This window comes from Bacillus sp. FSL M7-0791, from assembly GCF_038627085.1.
In the GTDB taxonomy this organism is placed as follows: Bacteria; Bacillota; Bacilli; order Bacillales; family Bacillaceae; genus Bacillus; species Bacillus safensis.
The window spans coordinates 2,874,541-2,891,557 of the sequence record NZ_CP152022.1; the positions used below are offsets into that span (position 1 = coordinate 2,874,541).

Annotated in this window: 16 protein-coding genes; 4 read left to right on the forward strand and 12 right to left on the reverse strand. The window is 39.9% G+C overall.

The window, feature by feature from the left end:
• Positions 1 to 124: 124 nt before the first annotated feature.
• A complete protein-coding gene (locus tag MHI08_RS14875) occupies positions 125 to 1,360 on the reverse strand; it encodes an alanine--glyoxylate aminotransferase family protein (RefSeq protein WP_254805932.1) in 1,236 nt (411 codons plus the stop codon).
• 171 nt (positions 1,361 to 1,531) lie between these two features.
• Here MHI08_RS14875 and MHI08_RS14880 point away from each other — a divergent pair, with 171 nt between their 5' ends.
• Positions 1,532 to 2,410 (forward strand): endonuclease, encoded by an 879-nt coding sequence (locus MHI08_RS14880; RefSeq protein ID WP_087976179.1) that lies wholly within the window; start codon positions 1,532 to 1,534, stop codon positions 2,408 to 2,410.
• Between the two features lie 13 nt (positions 2,411 to 2,423).
• Here the strand turns inward: MHI08_RS14880 and MHI08_RS14885 are convergent, their stop codons facing one another.
• The 8 genes from MHI08_RS14885 to MHI08_RS14920 all read right to left on the reverse strand — a co-directional run bounded on the left by MHI08_RS14885 (position 2,424) and on the right by MHI08_RS14920 (position 10,204).
• On the reverse strand, positions 2,424 to 3,167 hold the full coding sequence (locus MHI08_RS14885) for an IucA/IucC family C-terminal-domain containing protein (protein ID WP_087976178.1): 744 nt from the start codon (positions 3,165 to 3,167) through the stop codon (positions 2,424 to 2,426).
• 21 nt (positions 3,168 to 3,188) lie between these two features.
• Positions 3,189 to 4,226 (reverse strand): iron ABC transporter permease, encoded by a 1,038-nt coding sequence (locus tag MHI08_RS14890; RefSeq protein WP_041107690.1) that lies wholly within the window; start codon positions 4,224 to 4,226, stop codon positions 3,189 to 3,191.
• Positions 4,219 to 5,235, reverse strand: coding sequence for an iron ABC transporter permease (locus tag MHI08_RS14895; RefSeq protein ID WP_041107692.1), 1,017 nt, complete (start codon positions 5,233 to 5,235; stop codon positions 4,219 to 4,221). The genes MHI08_RS14890 and MHI08_RS14895 overlap by 8 nt, the downstream gene beginning before the upstream one ends.
• A gap of 73 nt (positions 5,236 to 5,308) precedes the next feature.
• A complete protein-coding gene (locus tag MHI08_RS14900; RefSeq protein WP_087976176.1) occupies positions 5,309 to 6,262 on the reverse strand; it encodes an iron-siderophore ABC transporter substrate-binding protein in 954 nt (317 codons plus the stop codon).
• Positions 6,263 to 6,825: 563 nt separating this feature from the next.
• Positions 6,826 to 7,386, reverse strand: a complete 561-nt coding sequence (locus MHI08_RS14905) for a cupin domain-containing protein (RefSeq protein WP_342500199.1) — start codon at positions 7,384 to 7,386, stop codon at positions 6,826 to 6,828.
• Between the two features lie 356 nt (positions 7,387 to 7,742).
• A complete protein-coding gene (gene psiE / locus MHI08_RS14910) occupies positions 7,743 to 8,171 on the reverse strand; it encodes a phosphate-starvation-inducible protein PsiE (protein WP_024423385.1) in 429 nt (142 codons plus the stop codon).
• Between the two features lie 37 nt (positions 8,172 to 8,208).
• Positions 8,209 to 9,522, reverse strand: coding sequence for a HAMP domain-containing sensor histidine kinase (locus MHI08_RS14915; protein WP_041107696.1), 1,314 nt, complete (start codon positions 9,520 to 9,522; stop codon positions 8,209 to 8,211).
• Positions 9,503 to 10,204: a response regulator transcription factor gene (locus tag MHI08_RS14920; RefSeq protein WP_087976175.1), complete on the reverse strand. Its 702-nt coding sequence runs from the start codon at positions 10,202 to 10,204 to the stop codon at positions 9,503 to 9,505. The genes MHI08_RS14915 and MHI08_RS14920 overlap by 20 nt, the downstream gene beginning before the upstream one ends.
• Positions 10,205 to 10,453: 249 nt before the next feature.
• Between MHI08_RS14920 and MHI08_RS14925 the strand changes: the two genes are divergently transcribed.
• The gene (locus MHI08_RS14925; RefSeq protein ID WP_087976174.1) at positions 10,454 to 11,659 is read left to right on the forward strand and encodes a DUF418 domain-containing protein; all 1,206 of its coding nucleotides are present in this window, start codon (positions 10,454 to 10,456) and stop codon (positions 11,657 to 11,659) included.
• A gap of 84 nt (positions 11,660 to 11,743) precedes the next feature.
• Here the strand turns inward: MHI08_RS14925 and MHI08_RS14930 are convergent, their stop codons facing one another.
• On the reverse strand, positions 11,744 to 12,676 hold the full coding sequence (locus MHI08_RS14930; protein ID WP_087976173.1) for a WYL domain-containing protein: 933 nt from the start codon (positions 12,674 to 12,676) through the stop codon (positions 11,744 to 11,746).
• An 82-nt stretch (positions 12,677 to 12,758) separates the two neighbouring features.
• On the opposite strand from MHI08_RS14930, the gene MHI08_RS14935 reads away from it, so the two are divergent.
• A complete protein-coding gene (locus MHI08_RS14935; RefSeq protein ID WP_087976172.1) occupies positions 12,759 to 13,403 on the forward strand; it encodes an NAD(P)H-dependent oxidoreductase in 645 nt (214 codons plus the stop codon).
• A gap of 166 nt (positions 13,404 to 13,569) precedes the next feature.
• Here the strand turns inward: MHI08_RS14935 and MHI08_RS14940 are convergent, their stop codons facing one another.
• Positions 13,570 to 15,426 (reverse strand): alpha/beta fold hydrolase, encoded by a 1,857-nt coding sequence (locus MHI08_RS14940; protein WP_087976171.1) that lies wholly within the window; start codon positions 15,424 to 15,426, stop codon positions 13,570 to 13,572.
• 57 nt (positions 15,427 to 15,483) lie between these two features.
• A complete protein-coding gene (locus MHI08_RS14945) occupies positions 15,484 to 16,050 on the reverse strand; it encodes a TetR/AcrR family transcriptional regulator (protein ID WP_140352793.1) in 567 nt (188 codons plus the stop codon).
• Between the two features lie 463 nt (positions 16,051 to 16,513).
• Here MHI08_RS14945 and MHI08_RS14950 point away from each other — a divergent pair, with 463 nt between their 5' ends.
• The gene (locus tag MHI08_RS14950; RefSeq protein ID WP_076839973.1) at positions 16,514 to 16,942 is read left to right on the forward strand and encodes a hypothetical protein; all 429 of its coding nucleotides are present in this window, start codon (positions 16,514 to 16,516) and stop codon (positions 16,940 to 16,942) included.
• Positions 16,943 to 17,017 lie beyond the last annotated feature (75 nt).

The following is a 17,017-nucleotide window of genomic DNA, read 5'->3' on the forward strand; positions in this document are numbered from 1 at the left end:
GACAAAAAATGATAAGAACTTCTCCAGTATAGCGATAACCTCATCTATAAGTCTAGTTTTTCAAAAATTAGCGTTCTTTTCCAAATGAAAAAATACCCGCCAATGGCGAGTATGTTGGATCTCGTTATTCATCTTGTTCATAGATAGTAAGAGCCGCCTGAAGCCCTGCCCCGCAATGGATAGACGCACCGTGTTTGATGAGAATCGCTTCAAGCCCTGCTAACACAAACAGCACATTTTCCTTTCGGCAGCTGTAGCCCATTGTCCCAATTCTCCATATACGGCCGGCAAGCGGTCCAAAGGAGCTTGCAATCTCAATCCCAAAATGATGAAGCAGGTCGGCACGGACCGCTTCTCCGTCAATACCACTTGGAATGACAATACAGGTCACAACCGGCATTTTACAATCTGGATCACCAAACAATTCAAGCCCCATTGCTTCAAGACCTTTCATCAAGGCTTTCTCATGATATGAGTGCCTTTGAAAACGTTCAGACAGCCCTTCTTCCAGCACAAGACGAACCCCTTCTCGCAGTGCATAAAGCATCGTTGTCGCTTCTGTATGATGATTTAATCGTCTTGGGCTCCAATAATCCTGAAGCTGGCTTAAATCAAAATAATTGCTTTTGATTGGAGAAATGTCAATTTGTTTTTGTAATTCATCCTGTGTCGCAATGCCTTTTTCTACTTTCTTTCTCGATTCAATGACAGCTGCGACTCGGTCATTATACGTAATAGGTGACATACCTGATGGAACAGATAAACATTTCTGCGTGCCGCCAATCGCCGCATCTATTTTCCATTCGTCCACTTTTACCTCGACACCGCCAATGGTTGCCACAGCGTCTACAATAAACAGTGCATCAAGAGCCCGGCATGCTTGCCCGATTTGCTTGAGCGGCTGTAATCGTCCGGTGGATGTTTCACCATGAACCATGGCAACGATTTTAGGCTTGACCTGCTTTATTTCTTTGATGATGTCGTCAGGATCAAAAACCGTCCCCCATTCACATTCCATTGTATGTACCTCAGCACCATAGCGCTGTCCTATTTCAATGAGCAGGTGACCGAAGCGGCCAAAGACAGGCACAAGCATTGAATCTCCCGGCTCAATCACACTGGCGAGCACAGCTTCAAGCCCTGAACGGGACGTACCGTCAATTGGATAAGCCCATCTGTTTTCTGTTTGAAAAAGTGACCGCAATAAGGTCATTGTTTCATTCATAATGTGTGTAAATGCTGGATCAAATTGACCGAGAATTGGCGTGCTCATCACACGGAGCACTCTCGGATCTACTTCAACGGGTCCCGGTGTCATAATCGTTCTTGAAGGTGTTTGCAGTTCTTTCACGTGATCCATCCTCTCCCTTGCTGTCCATCCTTATAAGCCCACTTATACAGGAATGCGCCTAAAATAGCAATCTCTTTTCCTATGAACTTATTACAAAAAATTTACGAAGAATCCATTTATTTCTTCATGGCAATATGATAGAAATAAAGAGAATACATTCCCTATCAAGGAGGAAATCGAATGAAAAGAACTTTATTTGGAACTGTGGCCGCCGGAATCATAATATTCGGCACATTCGCCGCCCCGCTGCCTCCAGCTGCAAATGCTCAAGGTTTCAATCTGAGTGAACCTAGTCAAACGATCACCTTTTCCCCGTTACAGCTTCAAAACAAAACATCTGCACAACAAACGCAAACTGCCGCCACAAGTCAAATCGATTCCTATTACCAATCTGCTGCTGGCAAATCAGGACCCGCTCTCAAAAAGGCTTTACACGATATCATTGATGATCATACGCAGCTATCCTACAGCCAGGTGTGGGATGCATTAAAGAAAACAGATGAAGACCCCAATAACCCAAACAATGTGCTGCTGCTTTATAGTGGTGCCTCCCGTTCAAAGCAAGCGAATGGCGGGAATGTGGGCCAGTGGAACAGAGAGCATGTCTGGGCCAAGTCTCATGGCAATTTTGGGACAAGCCAGGGGCCTGGGACAGATCTCCACCACCTTCGTGCGACAGATGTGCAAACGAACAGCACACGCGGAAATTTAGATTTTGATACAGGCGGTAATGAATACAAAGGGGCGCCGGGCAATTTCTACGACAGCGACTCATTCGAACCTCACAGCCGGGTCAAAGGAGATGTTGCGAGAATGCTCTTTTATATGGCGGTTCGCTACGAGGGTGATGACCGCTTTCCAGATTTAGAATTAAACGACAAAGTGAATAATGGAAGCTCCCCTCTTCACGGCAAAATGTCTGTACTTCTCAAATGGCACAAGCAGGACCCAGTCGATCAAATCGAACGGAACCGCAATGAGATCATATATCAAACGTATCAGCACAACCGCAACCCTTTTATTGATCACCCTGAATGGGCAAGTGAGATTTGGGAATAAAAAAAGGGCACTGCTACGAGCAAGCAGTGCCTTTCTTTTTTTCAAGAGGACAAACAAGACAATAATCGAGACTCTCCGATTTTTTCTCAAGCTTATAATACATACAGCAGGTTTTCCGGTTGGATGTTTCAAGTAAACTGTCGTCTAGGTTTAGGCTGTGCTGAAATGGATTTTGCTGAGCTCCAAAAACATCTCCAGCCGCCTGCTTCAGATACAGATAATCCTCCCGCACGCGCTGCTTCACCGCAGGTTCTTCCGCTTCCCGCATCATGCTTCGATAAAGAGAGTTGATTCGAACCGCTACATTTTCCCATAAAATACGATAAGAGAGTTTTGAGGTGCGGTTCAGCACGTCTAAAAGAGGCGTGACACACTCCGTAAACAGCGCACGCACGACCTTCTCTCTCCACTCATGCCGATCTCCTTCTAGTGGAACAAACGAACACGCCGCCTCATCCACTTCAATTTTCCGATCCTCTCTAAATGCACATGCTGCTGGTGGAAACTGATAGACACCGTCATACAGCGTGATCAAATATAAAGAGGAACTGACGGCTAAGTAGGCATACCGCTTTGAAAACATAGAAGCTGCTACCGCAAGATTCGGTGCATGCATCGCTTCCTTTTCAGCTTCTAATAAACGCATGACGGCTGCTTCTGAAAAAAGCGCAGCAAGTGTGCGATCAGATGTCATTGGTCCATTTGTGATGTGTACCCCAAAATCAAGTAATTCTCTCTCAACCCACTCTGGCCCCATATCAAAACCCCCATCTTCTGTTTATCGATTACGCTGTTGATATAACAAATAAATAAAGAACGGTGCACCAATGGCCGCCGTAAATACACCTGCTGGAACATCTAACGGTAGAAATGCGGTTCTAGCCACAAGATCAGCCAGCATCACGAGAATACTTCCAACTAGCGCAGAAGCTGGAACAAGCGCTATGAATGAACGTCCAATGATCATCCGTGCAACATGCGGCGCCATGAGTCCAACAAATTCAATGCCGCCTGCAAATGCGACTGCAACACCAGCCAATGTCACACTCATCAGGAGAAAGAATAATCGTTTCGCCTGCACTTTTACCCCGAGACCTGTTGCAAGATCATCGCCAAGTTCTTTTACATTCATCGTTCTTGCTAACACCATGACAATCGGTAAAATGATCATCACCCAAGGAAGCATCGCAGTGACGTCTTTCATCGTAGAACCATATAAGCTCCCCGTCAGCCAGATATAAGATTTTGTCGTTGTCATCGTATCACTAAGAACAAGCGTAAACGTCACACAAGCCTTCATAATGGCAGAAATCCCAATTCCCATTAGGACAAGTGTGATCGGCTTGACCCCTTTTTTCCATGAAAGCAAATAGATCAGACACGATACCGCAAAAGCACCTGCAATCGCCCATAAGGATTGATAAGCAATAGGCACAGTGCCCATCCAAAAGACGATGAACATAATCGCACCAAACGAAGCACCACTTGTAATTCCAATGATATCAGGTGATGCCAGCGGGTTGCGGATCAACCCTTGCAAAATAAGCCCTGATACCGCAAGTGCGGATCCAACTAAGACAGCCAGCAGCGTTCGTGGAATCCTCAGCGTATTTAACACAAAGGAATTCCCCTCTCCCTGACCGATTAAATGAAGCAGCACATCGACCGGCTGAATGAACCGGCTTCCCATACTGAGACTGAGAATAAATAAGCCAAAGGCAATGACCGTCAATAAAAGTAAAATTAAAAACGTCCGCTTTGAAAATTGAAATGAAATGCGCCCGCCTTTAGAACGCACTGTATATGTTTTAGCCACCTGTCTTCAACCCCTTGCGCACGAGATAAACAAATAGAGGCGCTCCTGCTACCGCCGTCATGACACCAATCGGCACTTCTTGCGGCATGATCAGAAAACGAGCCGCCAGATCCGCGGCAAGTAAAAGCGACGCCCCCACAACGGCACAATACGGCAGTACCCAGCGGTGGTCAGGCCCGACGAGCTTTTTCACAATATGCGGCACAAGAAAACCAACAAAACCAATTGAACCAGCAACAGCGACGGAACCACCTGCTAAAAAGACAACGAGTACACCCATCGTGATTTTCAGCAGCAGTGTACGCTGGCCAAGTCCTTTGGCAATATCATCTCCCGACAAAAGAACATTAATAGAACGTCCAAGAAGCAGCGCCACTACAGTCGCACCTAAAATATAAGGCAAAACAGGGATTAACATATCAATGCTTCTTCCAGACACTGAACCAGCCATCCAGAACAAAATACTTTGAATCGACTGTTCATTCACGATTAAAAGACCTTGTGTAAAAGACGCAAACAGTGCAGATATTGCCGCACCTGCAAGGACTATTTTAACCGGCGTCAATCCATCTCTTCCAATGGAGCCCAATAGAAAAACGAGCATCCCTGCAATCGCTGCGCCTAGAAAGGCTGTCCACATATAGCTTGTTAACGACTCTGTTGAAAAGAAAACAATCGAAATCACGATAAAAAATAGTCCACCTGCATTAATTCCTAATAAATCAGGCGCCGCAAGCGGATTTCTTGTCAATGCCTGCATGAGTGCACCTGAAATCGCCAGACTTGAGCCAACGACCGTTGCGATTAATGCTCTTGATAATCTGGATGTCATGACAATGACACTGTTTGGATCCGATTCATCAAATTGAAGAAAAGCATGGATGGTGGCTTTGAGGGAAATGGAGGTTTGCCCAAGGGAAATACTGAGCATAAAAAAGACCAACATCAACACAATGAATCCAGCAAAAAGCAGTGCCTTGCTTGAATCCTTTTTTAATAAACTTCTCATCTGATTCCCGCTTTCAATCTGTTATGGAAAAAAGGAGAAAATGGTATATTCACATTTTCTCCTCTCTTATGTCTTATTTATCAATTCCTAGACGATCGTAAATATCATCAAGCATCATGTTTGCAGCGATAATACCGCCGCCCATGTTCCAAGTGATTTCATCAACTTTATGCACTTGTTTCGCTTTCACTGCGTCAAGCTGCTTCCATAAAGGATGACTTGTCCACTCTTTATATGCTTTTTCAACCGCTTTATCCTTTTCATCCATAAAGTAATAGATCACATCTGCATCCATTTGCGGAATGCTCTCTTTGTCTGTAAGTGTAATGATGTCTTGCTTTTTATCTTTGACATTCTTAGGTCCTTCAAAGCCTAGCTCTGTTAAAATGGACCCTGCGAAACCAGTTTGATAGATTCTAGCATGATCTGCACGGAAGTTCACCACAGATACACTCATCGGCCAGTTTTTGATGTCTTTTTTCGCTTTTTCTTTGAAATCAGCGACGCGGTCATCCCACTTCGTCAGCAATTCTTTTGATTTGTCTTGCTTGTTTAATGCTTCACCCATTAATTTCACTGTGTCTTTAAAGGTGAACACAGTTTCAGTTGCAACAGTTGGAGCGATTTCTTGCAGCTGATCAAAAATTTGCTCGTGGCGGATTTTTGATGCAATGATCAAATCAGGCTTGAGCTTTTCAATTTCCTCTAAGTTTGGCTGTGTTTCCTGCCCAACAATTTTAACATCCTTTAAGTCATCTCTTAAATATTTATACGTAGGTGCTTCAAGCCATGATTCAACAACACCCACTGGTTTAATGCCCATAGCGACTGCTGCATCCGTTGCTCCTTGGTACAGTGTCACCACACGTTTAGGCGATCCTTTAATTTCAGTTGAACCGATAGCGCTTTCAACGGTTCTTGTTTTCTCTTTACTATCTGACTTGCCGTCACTGCTATTACTGCCGCAAGCTGCAAGTAAAACGATGGAGAGCACAACTAATAGCGACCAAAAAGATTTCTTGAACATGTACCTCACCTATCCATTCTATATGTAGTCATATCGTTTGATAACGATTCTCATTATCACACTATGATTTTATCATAGAAAAGGATGGTGTCAATGTAAAATATAAAAATAACAACTGATCATCGCCTCATCACATCATGACATATTATAGGAAAACACAATTCTTTCATCTTTTTTACCGTCTTCTATTTCTTTCTGCGATGGAGTGAAATGATTTTTTAAAGGAAGCTTTGAACTCTATGCTTATGTTGGCTAAAGTATCAGCAATAAATTAAAAAACACCGACAAGAAATGCTGGGATGTATTTCACAGCACCTCTTTTTATCGGTGTTTCTTTAATGAGTGATACTATCTTTGTTGAAAAAGTTTCGATTCTCCTGTACGTTTCATATGCTTTTTCAGGAGTATAGTCTTTTCCTATAAGAACTTCCTATTGGGAAAAATTCTTGAAGAATGTGTGTATAGTGTAATCCTCCTTTTAATATCCTCCAGTCCTTCAAATTCAGTGCACTGCATCCACTCATTCTCATCTAACATCTTGTCAAAAATAACTAAATTCTATTTCAATGACCATGACCTTCTTCCGAAGCTATGGCGTCTTTTTTGGTTACATGGACAGTCCCAAATGGATGATTAGGAGGTGCATATATCGAATAAAGTTTTAACGGAATATTCCCTCTATTAGTTACGTTATGCCATGTTCCAGCTGGTATAAATATGGCATAATCATCATGCACATTTCTATAGAAATTTAAATTATATTTACTTTTTCCCATTTGGACAATCCCATGTCCTTGTTCAATTCTTAAGAATTGATCAAGGTCAGGATGCATTTCCAACCCTATATCTTCACCAACGCCAATACTCATTAAAGTGGTTTGCAAATGTGTTCCTGTCCATAAGGCAGTGCGATAAGTATGATTTTGCTTTGTTGCTTTATTGATATTGATGACAAATGGTTGTGTGCCATAATCTTTTAACCGTCTTTTTCCATCAACGTTAAAGTTTTCAAGCCTTCTTTCATGAGGGAAATTCCAGTAACCAGGATGCACACTATGATGATGCCTCGGGGCACTTACATAATAAGGATATTCATATGGATAAAAATAAGGATTATAGTACATTTTCAATCAATCCCTTCACCTTGATATAAAACCATCCTATGCAATGGGTAAGGAATTGTACTCCGGTTACATGAAAATCAAGATGATAAAAAGAGAGACAACCACTTCACTTATAGCGAATAAGTGCAACAAGAACAAAAAACTTGCACAGCGACATAACCTACAATGAATAAGATTTGTTGATGGTTGAAAAGGGAATAAACATGCATTTCCTCAATATGCACCAAATTATGTTGATTTTTATCGTGTGCCAGTTAATTTATTAATGCTATTCAAAAAGCCATAAAACTAGGCAGAAGCTATTGAATGGAAAACGAAAACCTCATTAATCAAGCGTTTTGAATATCCCTCTTCCCTCACTTCACTTCTTCATGCTCCTGAACCGCATGTCGCTTACTGGCGATAAAGAGTGCAACGGTCATGGCTAAAATGGTCAGCGCCCACCAGAACGTCGATACTGCCTCCTTATGATCGATGATAATCAAACGGATGACGGCTGTGATGCCAATATAAATAAAATAGCGAAGCGGAAAATGAAAATTTGATTTAAAGTACTTAATAATTAAGGCAATAAACTCAAAGTACATAAAGAAGATCAGCAGCTCACCAAGCATTTCATAATAACTGTCTTCTTTGCTGAGCAAATTCTTGTAGACGAATTGGACAATATACCAAGTTTCACTAATTAAGAGGACGCTTAAAGCAATAGCAAGAAAGAATAAACAAATATTCAGAAGGCCTTGCAAGAGATCCGGTACCTTTTGGAAGTTGTTGAATCGTTTCATTAGATTGTCTCTCCATTCCATGTTATTCATTTGCCACCTATATTTTGATGTGCCAGAAACGCAGCACGATGTAGTAAACGCCGTTCTTTTCCATCCTTTCAAACTGCCCGTGCATGCGGGACATCATTCGTTTTATGCTTCGTTCACCAAGTCCAGTGCTTTCCTGCGTGTCATTTGTCTCGTTTATCGCATTGCTGACATGGATCTCAAAGATTTCTTGGTCGGATAGAAACGTGAGATTGATATCTTTTTTCGGATCAGCGTATTTCAGTATGTTCGACATCAGATTATCAAACACTCGGCCAAGCTCCTCGACATTCACATTGATATAACTGTCTGGCAGCTCTCCTAAAAGATGAACCTTAAATGTCTCTTGATGCAAGATCGCCACCTGATCTGATAAGAGATCGTAAATCACCTCTTTGACTGCAACTGTCTCAAGCTCAGGTTCATGTTCTTTATCAAGTAGAAAATAGGCGAACAGATTATCAGATAGATTTTTCAATTGCAGTGCTTTTTCATAAGCACTCGCTATATATTGGTCTTTACGGGTATCCGCTCCAGCCTCCTCTTTTTTCGCAAACTCCAGATTCATCATCAGCGACGTCAGCGGTGTCCTCATATCATGGGACATTTCGGTGACCAAGCTGCGGCTCTCTTCTTGAAGCTCATCGATGGCTTGAAGCTTGTCCAAAAAAGCTTTACGAAGGTCCTCAATACTTTTGGCAATCATCGCTAATTCGTCATGCCCTTTCACCGTCATCTCATAGTCCAGCTCGCCGCCTTCAAGAATATGAATGTCTTGGTGAATCGTTTGCAGGTAGCGTAAACTTTTGCGAATACCGAGAAGAACAATGAGGAGAAAAATAAGCGTTGCTCCGAGCAGCTCGAGTGTAAAGGCAAGATCGTGGTAGCGAGATGAATAGAACCCGTCCACCATGACGCGGCCTTTACCGTCGCTAAACTGAACCGGATACGAATGTTGCTCAGCGTACTGGGTCATCCTTTCTTTTCCGTACGCCGATTCATCGGCAGCGGAATAAATAGAGTCATATTGCAGCACTTGATCCTTGAAGATGGTCAAATTAATGTAATTCTCTTTTTTCACCCACTCACCAAACGCTTTTCGATCCGTTGAAGACAGCTCATTCTCAGACACGTAGCGGCTGAATTTTTGAATGTACTTGGCTGACTCCTGATCGTAATACTCATCCGAACTCAAATATCCATCGATCAAATCATTGGTGATCTTTTGCAGCGTCAAAAAGACAATACCACTCACAATTGCAGCCGCCAAAATCAGCAGTGCAAGCTTTTTGGCCAGTGTATATTTACGATGTGGATGTGCCAAATCGATATCCTCTTCCCCATTCAGTTTTGATATATACAGGACGTGCCGGATCATCCTCAATTTTGGCACGCAGCTTTCGAATATGCACCATCACCGTATTGTTGGAACAATAGTAATAAGGCTGTCCCCATACGCTTTCATAAATATTTTGAGCTGAAAAGATTTTGTTTCGCCTGCTCATAAGCAGTTTTAACATCCGATATTCTAGATCAGACAGCTTAATTTGCTGGTTTTCTTTCCATACTTCATTAAATTCTTCACTTACCTTCAGTTTGCCCCCAACAAGAAAGGTCTCTTCCTGTTCCTTCTTTTCCTGATAGACAGTATACCTGCGTAATTGTGCAATCACTCTAGCATGAAGCTCCTCTTGTGAAAAAGGTTTTGTCATATAATCATCCCCGCCGGCAAGTAAGCCTTCGGTTTTATCGAATGTACTTGATTTGGCTGTTAGAAATAGAATCGGGACATTAGAAGAGGCTCTTATCTGCTGGCACGTTTCGATGCCTGAGAGCCCCGGCATCATCACATCTAAAATCACCAAATCGAGCGAATCCTCCACAAACTTCAATGCTTGCTCGCCATTCATCGCTCTTAGCACCTCATATCCTCCACGTGAAAGGGATTCCTGCAGAAGGTCACCAATATCCTGATCATCTTCTACGACTAATATTCGATGGGTCATGTCTCTCACCTCATGTAATGTGTTGCTCTTTCTTTTATGTCTTTACTATATATCATCTAGCTATGTGAAAAGATACAGCATAAACCTTAACAGTTTATGAATTTGACCATCTGCCATCAATTTGTCACATTTATTTTCAAAAAATTGGATCTTCATAAATTGTTAAGAATTGGGCCGTATATTGATTCATTGTAAGGATCAATGAATTGATCCGAATGACATTTATCATACAAGAAAAGGAGCATGGATATGAATGTAAACAAAGTAGCACACGGACAACCGATGAGTCTGCGGGAACGGGTTCATTTCTTGGACATCGTACGAGGGTTTGCCTTAATGGGGATTATTCTAGTCAATTACTTTTTGATCGTGGATTCGGCCAAGGGATTCGACATGCTGTCAAATGATGTCTTTCACAATGTGGTGAATTGGTTTGCCTCGGGGAAATTCATTACACTGTTTTCCTTTCTATTCGGGGTTGGTTTTATGATTTTTATGGACCGAGCTGCTCAGAAGGTGGACAGTCCGAACAAACTGTTTGCCCGCAGATTAACCATTCTCTTAGGATTTGGCCTTCTGCATTTGACCTTTGTTTGGATTGGTGACATTTTGGCCTATTATGCAGTCGCTGGCTTTTTATTGCTTTTCTTTTACAAACGCACAGCCAAAACCATCGGATACTGGCTCATCACACTCTTTGTGATTCAATTGCTCACACCTATTTTCACGATGCTGTTCAATACCGTCAGTTCAGGATCATCAGGCAAGCCGGACTTTGCTGATTTCGAGCTGACCAGCCACAACAGTCTGACTTATTTAGCATCTATTGGTGATCGGTGGACAGATATGGTCACAATGGCTTCCAGTTCTTTTTCCACCGTCTATTCTATGTTCTTCATGTTTTTACTCGGTGTGTATTTTGTGAAAATGGAGTTTTTCAAAAACATGGAGGCAAAAAAAGCGATTTGGAATCGCATTTGGATCATTTTTGCCATCGCTTTTCTCATCACCCAAGGCAGCACGATCATAGCAGCGGTTAATCCTTTTGAAAATACGCTCTGGACGAACATAGCCTCTGCCCTTGAGCAAAACGGCGGATTAACAGGCAGTATGTTCTATATGAGTACACTTGCGATGCTGTTTCTTCACGTCCCTCAGCTGCGAGGTGCTTTGATGGTATTTACCAAAGTCGGACGCATGTCACTGACCTGCTATTTGCTTCACTCCATCATTGGCACAACGCTATTTCTGAAATACGGAGCCGGACTTGCCGATCATCTTCAGCCCGCTGGCACGTTTATGATTGGACTCGGAGTTTATGTCTTCCTCGTGCTCTTTAGTACATTATGGTTAAAGCGGTTTAAATATGGCCCGATGGAGTTTATCTGGCGTCAGCTGACATATGGGAAGGTTGATGATCAACCGAAAACAAATACAATGGATGTGGCGAAGTAACTGAAATAATAGTAGTTAAAAAGAGTGGGAAAAGGCGAACTTTAGTGGTTCGCCTTTTCTGTAGTATATTAATTTTTTTTTGATTCAATACTTGTCAATCACTTCTCGTAATTGATTCAAATAACTTTCTTTCAATTCATCTGGGTATTCAATTTTCACATGTTTCCCAAATGACATCAAATAGTGAGTCATATACGATAATTCTTCTTGGTTGTATCCACCGACAATATAAGGAATCTGATCAATGATCTCCAATCTCATATTTGGGTAATGATGCTTTAAAAACTTTTCTTTTCCTTGTTCCGTTAATCGACATTTAAATGAGATATCATGATAAGTTTTTTCGTACTCGAGTTGCAGTTCTTTTAATTCTTCCTTTGTAAATGTGTCTCTGATTTCTTCTTCAATCACCATGTCCTTCATAAAGTCACATCTATAGATGCCCCACTTTTTATTTTGAACATCATATGCTTGAGAAAACCAAATACCATTTCGATAAAACAACTCAAGAAATTGCAGCCTGATCCATTTATTTTCATATTGAGTGTACGTCATCTTCACGATTTGATCTTTCATCATTGCCTGTAAAATCAATTCCAAATGATTTTGTTCACTAACTGGTGCGACATTATAGTAATGAATCACATCCAAAGTCTCCGTAATCATTTGCTTTCTCTCTTCAGACATTGTGGCAAACAACTTTTGCCGAATTTGTGAGTAGGATTTTTTAAATGGTGTTGCTGACACCAGGTCAAGCGCTTTAAGAGCGAAAAAAATAGCTTGGACTTCTTCTATATTGAAATAAATAGGAACCAATGGAGATTGATTCACCAGTCGATATCCTCCGTGTCTGCCAGGTTCAACATAAAAAGCTAAGCCCATTGACTCTAGCTCTTCTATATCTCTTAAAGCCGTCCTTTTAGAAATGCCGAATTCGGACTGTAAGTCCTTTAACTGAAAAGAGTGTTTATCGCTTAAAAAAATAAGTTCTTGGTTTAATCGTTCTGATTTTTTCATTTGTTTTCCCTCTTAAAAAGGTGCCTTCTTTTGTCACCTTTATCATTTATACTCAGCTTATCAAAAGAAAAGGAGCATGTACATGCAAACATTAATCATTAACGCGCACCCAGATTTCACTCATCGAGAAAGTTATTCAAACAAACTGCAAACACTATTTTTAAAACAGTTTAAAGAAAGGTTTCCTCATGAGGAACCAACCATTTTACATTTATATGGAACTGAAATTCCTCGTATCGAAAAAGAACAGCTGATAGGAATTTGGGATAAGCAAGCATCCAAACAAGCATTAACGGCTGCCGAGGAAAAAATCGCCGCTGCTTCATCTGCTTTATTGGCTCAATTTAAAGCACATCATCGAATTGTGATCGTGTCACCTGTTCATAATTTCAATGTAACTTCACGAATGAAAGATTATATAGATAATATCTTTATTGCGAGAGAAACGTTCAAATATACAGAAAATGGTTCTGTTGGTCTGATGACTGACGATTATCGTGTACTTTTACTTCAAGCAAGCGGCTCAATTTTCACAAATAACGATCGATATACACCTCTGGAATTTTCACATCATTACCTAAAAGAAATATTTCAAAACTTGATGGGGTTTCATCAATTTCATATTGTCCGAGCACAAGGAACAGCGATTTTAGAGCAAGATGCGATCTTACAATCTGCATCTGATGATATGACGAAAACCTTAGATCAGTTTTATGCACCTCATTAACCTCTATTTAATCAAAAAGACCCAAAACGAAAAATCGTGCTTTTTTATTAAAAATCACCTTTTTCGTTTTAGGGTGCTATAAAATCTTTCAGTTGGTGTGCATCGGTGGGATCACAAGCACTGCGATTTCATTTCAATTACGACATACTTTATTTATCCCACATTCTCAACTGCTAGTAAGACTATTTTTTATAATTAATGCTGCCGTTTCACTAGGATGGCTAAGAGGAAAATGATGGCCGTATGGAACAACATCAACCTGACCAAGATGCAACGGAGCAGAATAGCCTTTGTCATACTCTCCCCAGATAATATGAGGATGATCCTTTGTTAATTCATTGAATTCACCTTGATCGATGTTCAATAGTAAATGATTAAGCTGAACCGTCGTATTTAAAATTCTAGGAGACGTAAAACTGTTTCTGATTTTTTCAATATAATGTTCAGGGATGCTCTCCGTCCTTTCAAACAAACCATTACTTAATAAATAACGCTCTATCATTTTAGGAGTTGCTAATTTTAAAGACCATTTGTTCATCCATTGAGGAACATTTAGCGATTTAGCATTTTTTTTGGCAACTGGCGGCTGAAGTAAAGTGATTGAATACTTCTTATCTATGTACCCTTGTCCTAGCGCTTCCAGTAGAATAAACGCACCGAATGAATGGCCGATAAGATGTGCACCATTAGCCGCTTTCTCCAATACCTTTTTCACTACATTCAAATAGATATCTAGAAGGTGTTTCCCTCGTTTAAATGGAGAACGTCCCAAACCTGGAAGATCCAAGATCCATACAGGCTGACCCGTTTTTTCATGAAGCCCTTGTGCTAAAAGAAATAAATCCTCTCCATCACTCAATAAACCATGTAATAAAATAAATGGCTTCCCCTCTCCTTGTAATTGGTAAAGGGTATTGTTATCGCATAATGTTCGCTCAAATACATGATAATGCTCACCATGTTGATCCATCATGCGATAATCCAGATCAGCTACTACGGCAGAGAAAAAGTTCATGACACTCGTCTTCTTAAACCAATCCCCTCCCATTATGTTTTTCACTGAAGCATTTGAAAATGTTCGTTTTGTCATAAAATTGAGTCCATCAGAAGGAATGTTTGTTATTTTACTTACTCCACTTTTCATTATTGTTTTCATAAGCGGCATTGGGACAGAGATTTTTGGTGCTCTCATATTCATACTTTCCGACATCACACTTAATAATTCAGCAATGTTCTGATCATACTCTTTGTCTTCAACAAGTGTATATGTTTGAATAGCCGGCTGCTCCATCCTGAAAACCTGCACAATAAACTTCGCAAACTCATCGTTTGAAATCAGTGGCAGCCTATATCCTTTACCTCCAGGAATCACTGGCATAAGCCCTCTTCGCATACTTGTTACAAGCAAACCTAATCCTGCTATCTGTTCTGTACTCCCTGTTTTACTACTGCCGACCACAGTTGGCGGATTAATGACAGACAGCGGATAACCTACAGCTGATGCTTGTTGACGGATATAAAGATCTGCTAAAAATTTTGTTCTTTCATAAGGATTCTTTATTTTCAGGTAATCATTTCCTTCTTTAAACACATCAATTGCAATCTTGCTATTTTGATCATCAAAGGGGCTCATATAACCGACAACATGAATAAATTGATGCAAGCCCTTCAATTGATGAATACTTTTAGCTAATTCACCAATATGTTTGGCACCATTTAAAAAGACGGAAGCTGCCTCGTTACTTGTCGCTTGAATATCCATAGGGCCTCCTGCGTGAATCATCACATCCGTCTTCAATACCCTCTCTTTATCTTCAGGACTTAGACCTAAATCTATTTTCGTCAAATCACCTTCAACAAAGTGCATCACTGAATCTTTTAAAATACGTCTTTCTTGAAAAATGCGTGTCGCTTTACTTTTCGACCTCACTAAAAGAAGAATGTTCACATCCTCTTTGGCTAATTCTTTCACTAATTGCTTTCCAATAAAGCCTGTTCCACCAGTTAAAAATACTGTTTTCATATGAAATCTCCTTTTTAGTACTACATAGTACTAATTTGATGTAAAAAAAATGCTTCTTTATCGAAGCAAGTTAAATAAATGATCTGCTGTTTTTGTGATGACAGTGGCATCCTTCAATGTTTCTGAAATAAATAACGCTCCTTCAAGATTTGTAATAAAAAGTGATGCCACCTCATCAATCTGAATCGTATCTCTGAATTCCCCGTTCTCTACACCTTGTTTCAGTAATAGAGAAACTTTCTTTTGTAATCCTGTAAAAAAAAGACCTATTTTTTCTTTTATTTGTATGGCCTGTGCAGGACTTTGAATATAAAGAGTAATAAATGGACAGCCTCCCTGATACTCTCTCGACTGAACGCCTTGTGATAATTGCTTTAAAAACATTTGGATACGATCTTCAACTGAAAATTGGGTCTGAGACATTACGTCGTCTATTGCAGCTTGATACATATCAATCCAATAATCAACGACCCCTTCTAATAATTCTTCCTTATTAGAAAAGTGATAATACACATTCGACTTTGATACTTTGCTTACACGTACCAATTCATCCATACTTGTATAAGCAAACCCTTTTTCCAAAAATAATGTTGCAGCTACTTCAAGTACACGTTTTTGATTCATTAATTTTGCCTTTGTCATAATTAGAACTATACAGTACTAATTTGAATGTTGCAAGTATTTATGTTCGTTTAGAGAAAAGTTTGATTAAAAAAGTTCACTAACATTGATTTTACTGCAAAAAAATCCTTATCTTTAGAAGAAATGATTATTAGAAACAATTTTAATAAAGGGTAATGTTATTTTTCAAGAGGTTTTGAACGTAATGATAGAGAAAATAGAGAAACTCGAAGCACTACACAAGAAATATAGACTGTATGACGAATAAACAAAAAAGGACCAGGTTCTCACTTTCATGAGTGCCTGGTTATTTATTTTGATGACTATTCAACAATACCTATACCTGTGTCTACGAGGTTTAATTGGTATATATACCTATTAAAAACTAATAATTGGTTTGATAACCAAAAATATCTATGTTATCATAACGTTTCAATATATTTCTAAATATAGGAGGTTTTTCTTTATGAAAAAATTATTACTCGTCCCCATTATTTCCCTAGGATTATTTAGTGGAATAACTGATGATGTATCTGCTACTGAAACAAAAAACTACAATCAAAATCAAAATATTTCTACTATCATGAATACATCTAGCAGTATTCATGATAAAGCCTTTGAACTAAAAAATGGAGGTATAGGTAATTCTTATACCAACAAGTATAACCCCATTAAATATTATAAATTTTATTTTGATGGTTATGAAGGCGTCAGTGTAATATTTGATAGTAAGGGATCTCATAAAATAAGTATCTTAAACGGAAATTTTTTTGAAGTTGGAACAGACATTGCATTTTTTCCGGATATAACTTCAGGTTGGAATTATATTGAAGTAGTAGATACAAGACCTAGCCTTGGTGCATCATACTTTGATTTAAAAATACAATGGAATTAATTTGTTAGTACATATTTAGAAAAAAATACTTTTAAATGTTTATTTAAATGTGAGAATATAAGACCCAGACGGCAA

Bases quoted from the DNA above. Each gene is read 5' to 3' on its own strand.
- MHI08_RS14895 (WP_041107692.1), bottom strand. From the start codon at position 5,235: ATGAGAAGTTTATTAAAAAAGGATTCAAGCAAGGCACTGCTTTTTGCT.
- MHI08_RS14945 (WP_140352793.1), bottom strand. From the start codon at position 16,050: ATGAATCAAAAACGTGTACTTGAAGTAGCTGCAACATTATTTTTGGAA.
- MHI08_RS14935 (WP_087976172.1), top strand. From the start codon at position 12,759: ATGCAAACATTAATCATTAACGCGCACCCAGATTTCACTCATCGAGAA.
- MHI08_RS14930 (WP_087976173.1), bottom strand. From the start codon at position 12,676: ATGAAAAAATCAGAACGATTAAACCAAGAACTTATTTTTTTAAGCGAT.
- MHI08_RS14940 (WP_087976171.1), bottom strand. From the start codon at position 15,426: ATGAAAACAGTATTTTTAACTGGTGGAACAGGCTTTATTGGAAAGCAA.
- MHI08_RS14950 (WP_076839973.1), top strand. From the start codon at position 16,514: ATGAAAAAATTATTACTCGTCCCCATTATTTCCCTAGGATTATTTAGT.
- MHI08_RS14925 (WP_087976174.1), top strand. From the start codon at position 10,454: ATGAATGTAAACAAAGTAGCACACGGACAACCGATGAGTCTGCGGGAA.
- MHI08_RS14885 (WP_087976178.1), bottom strand. From the start codon at position 3,167: ATGGGGCCAGAGTGGGTTGAGAGAGAATTACTTGATTTTGGGGTACAC.
- MHI08_RS14875 (WP_254805932.1), bottom strand. From the start codon at position 1,360: ATGGATCACGTGAAAGAACTGCAAACACCTTCAAGAACGATTATGACA.
- psiE (WP_024423385.1), bottom strand. From the start codon at position 8,171: ATGAAACGATTCAACAACTTCCAAAAGGTACCGGATCTCTTGCAAGGC.
- MHI08_RS14905 (WP_342500199.1), bottom strand. From the start codon at position 7,386: ATGTACTATAATCCTTATTTTTATCCATATGAATATCCTTATTATGTA.
- MHI08_RS14900 (WP_087976176.1), bottom strand. From the start codon at position 6,262: ATGTTCAAGAAATCTTTTTGGTCGCTATTAGTTGTGCTCTCCATCGTT.
- MHI08_RS14920 (WP_087976175.1), bottom strand. From the start codon at position 10,204: ATGACCCATCGAATATTAGTCGTAGAAGATGATCAGGATATTGGTGAC.
- MHI08_RS14880 (WP_087976179.1), top strand. From the start codon at position 1,532: ATGAAAAGAACTTTATTTGGAACTGTGGCCGCCGGAATCATAATATTC.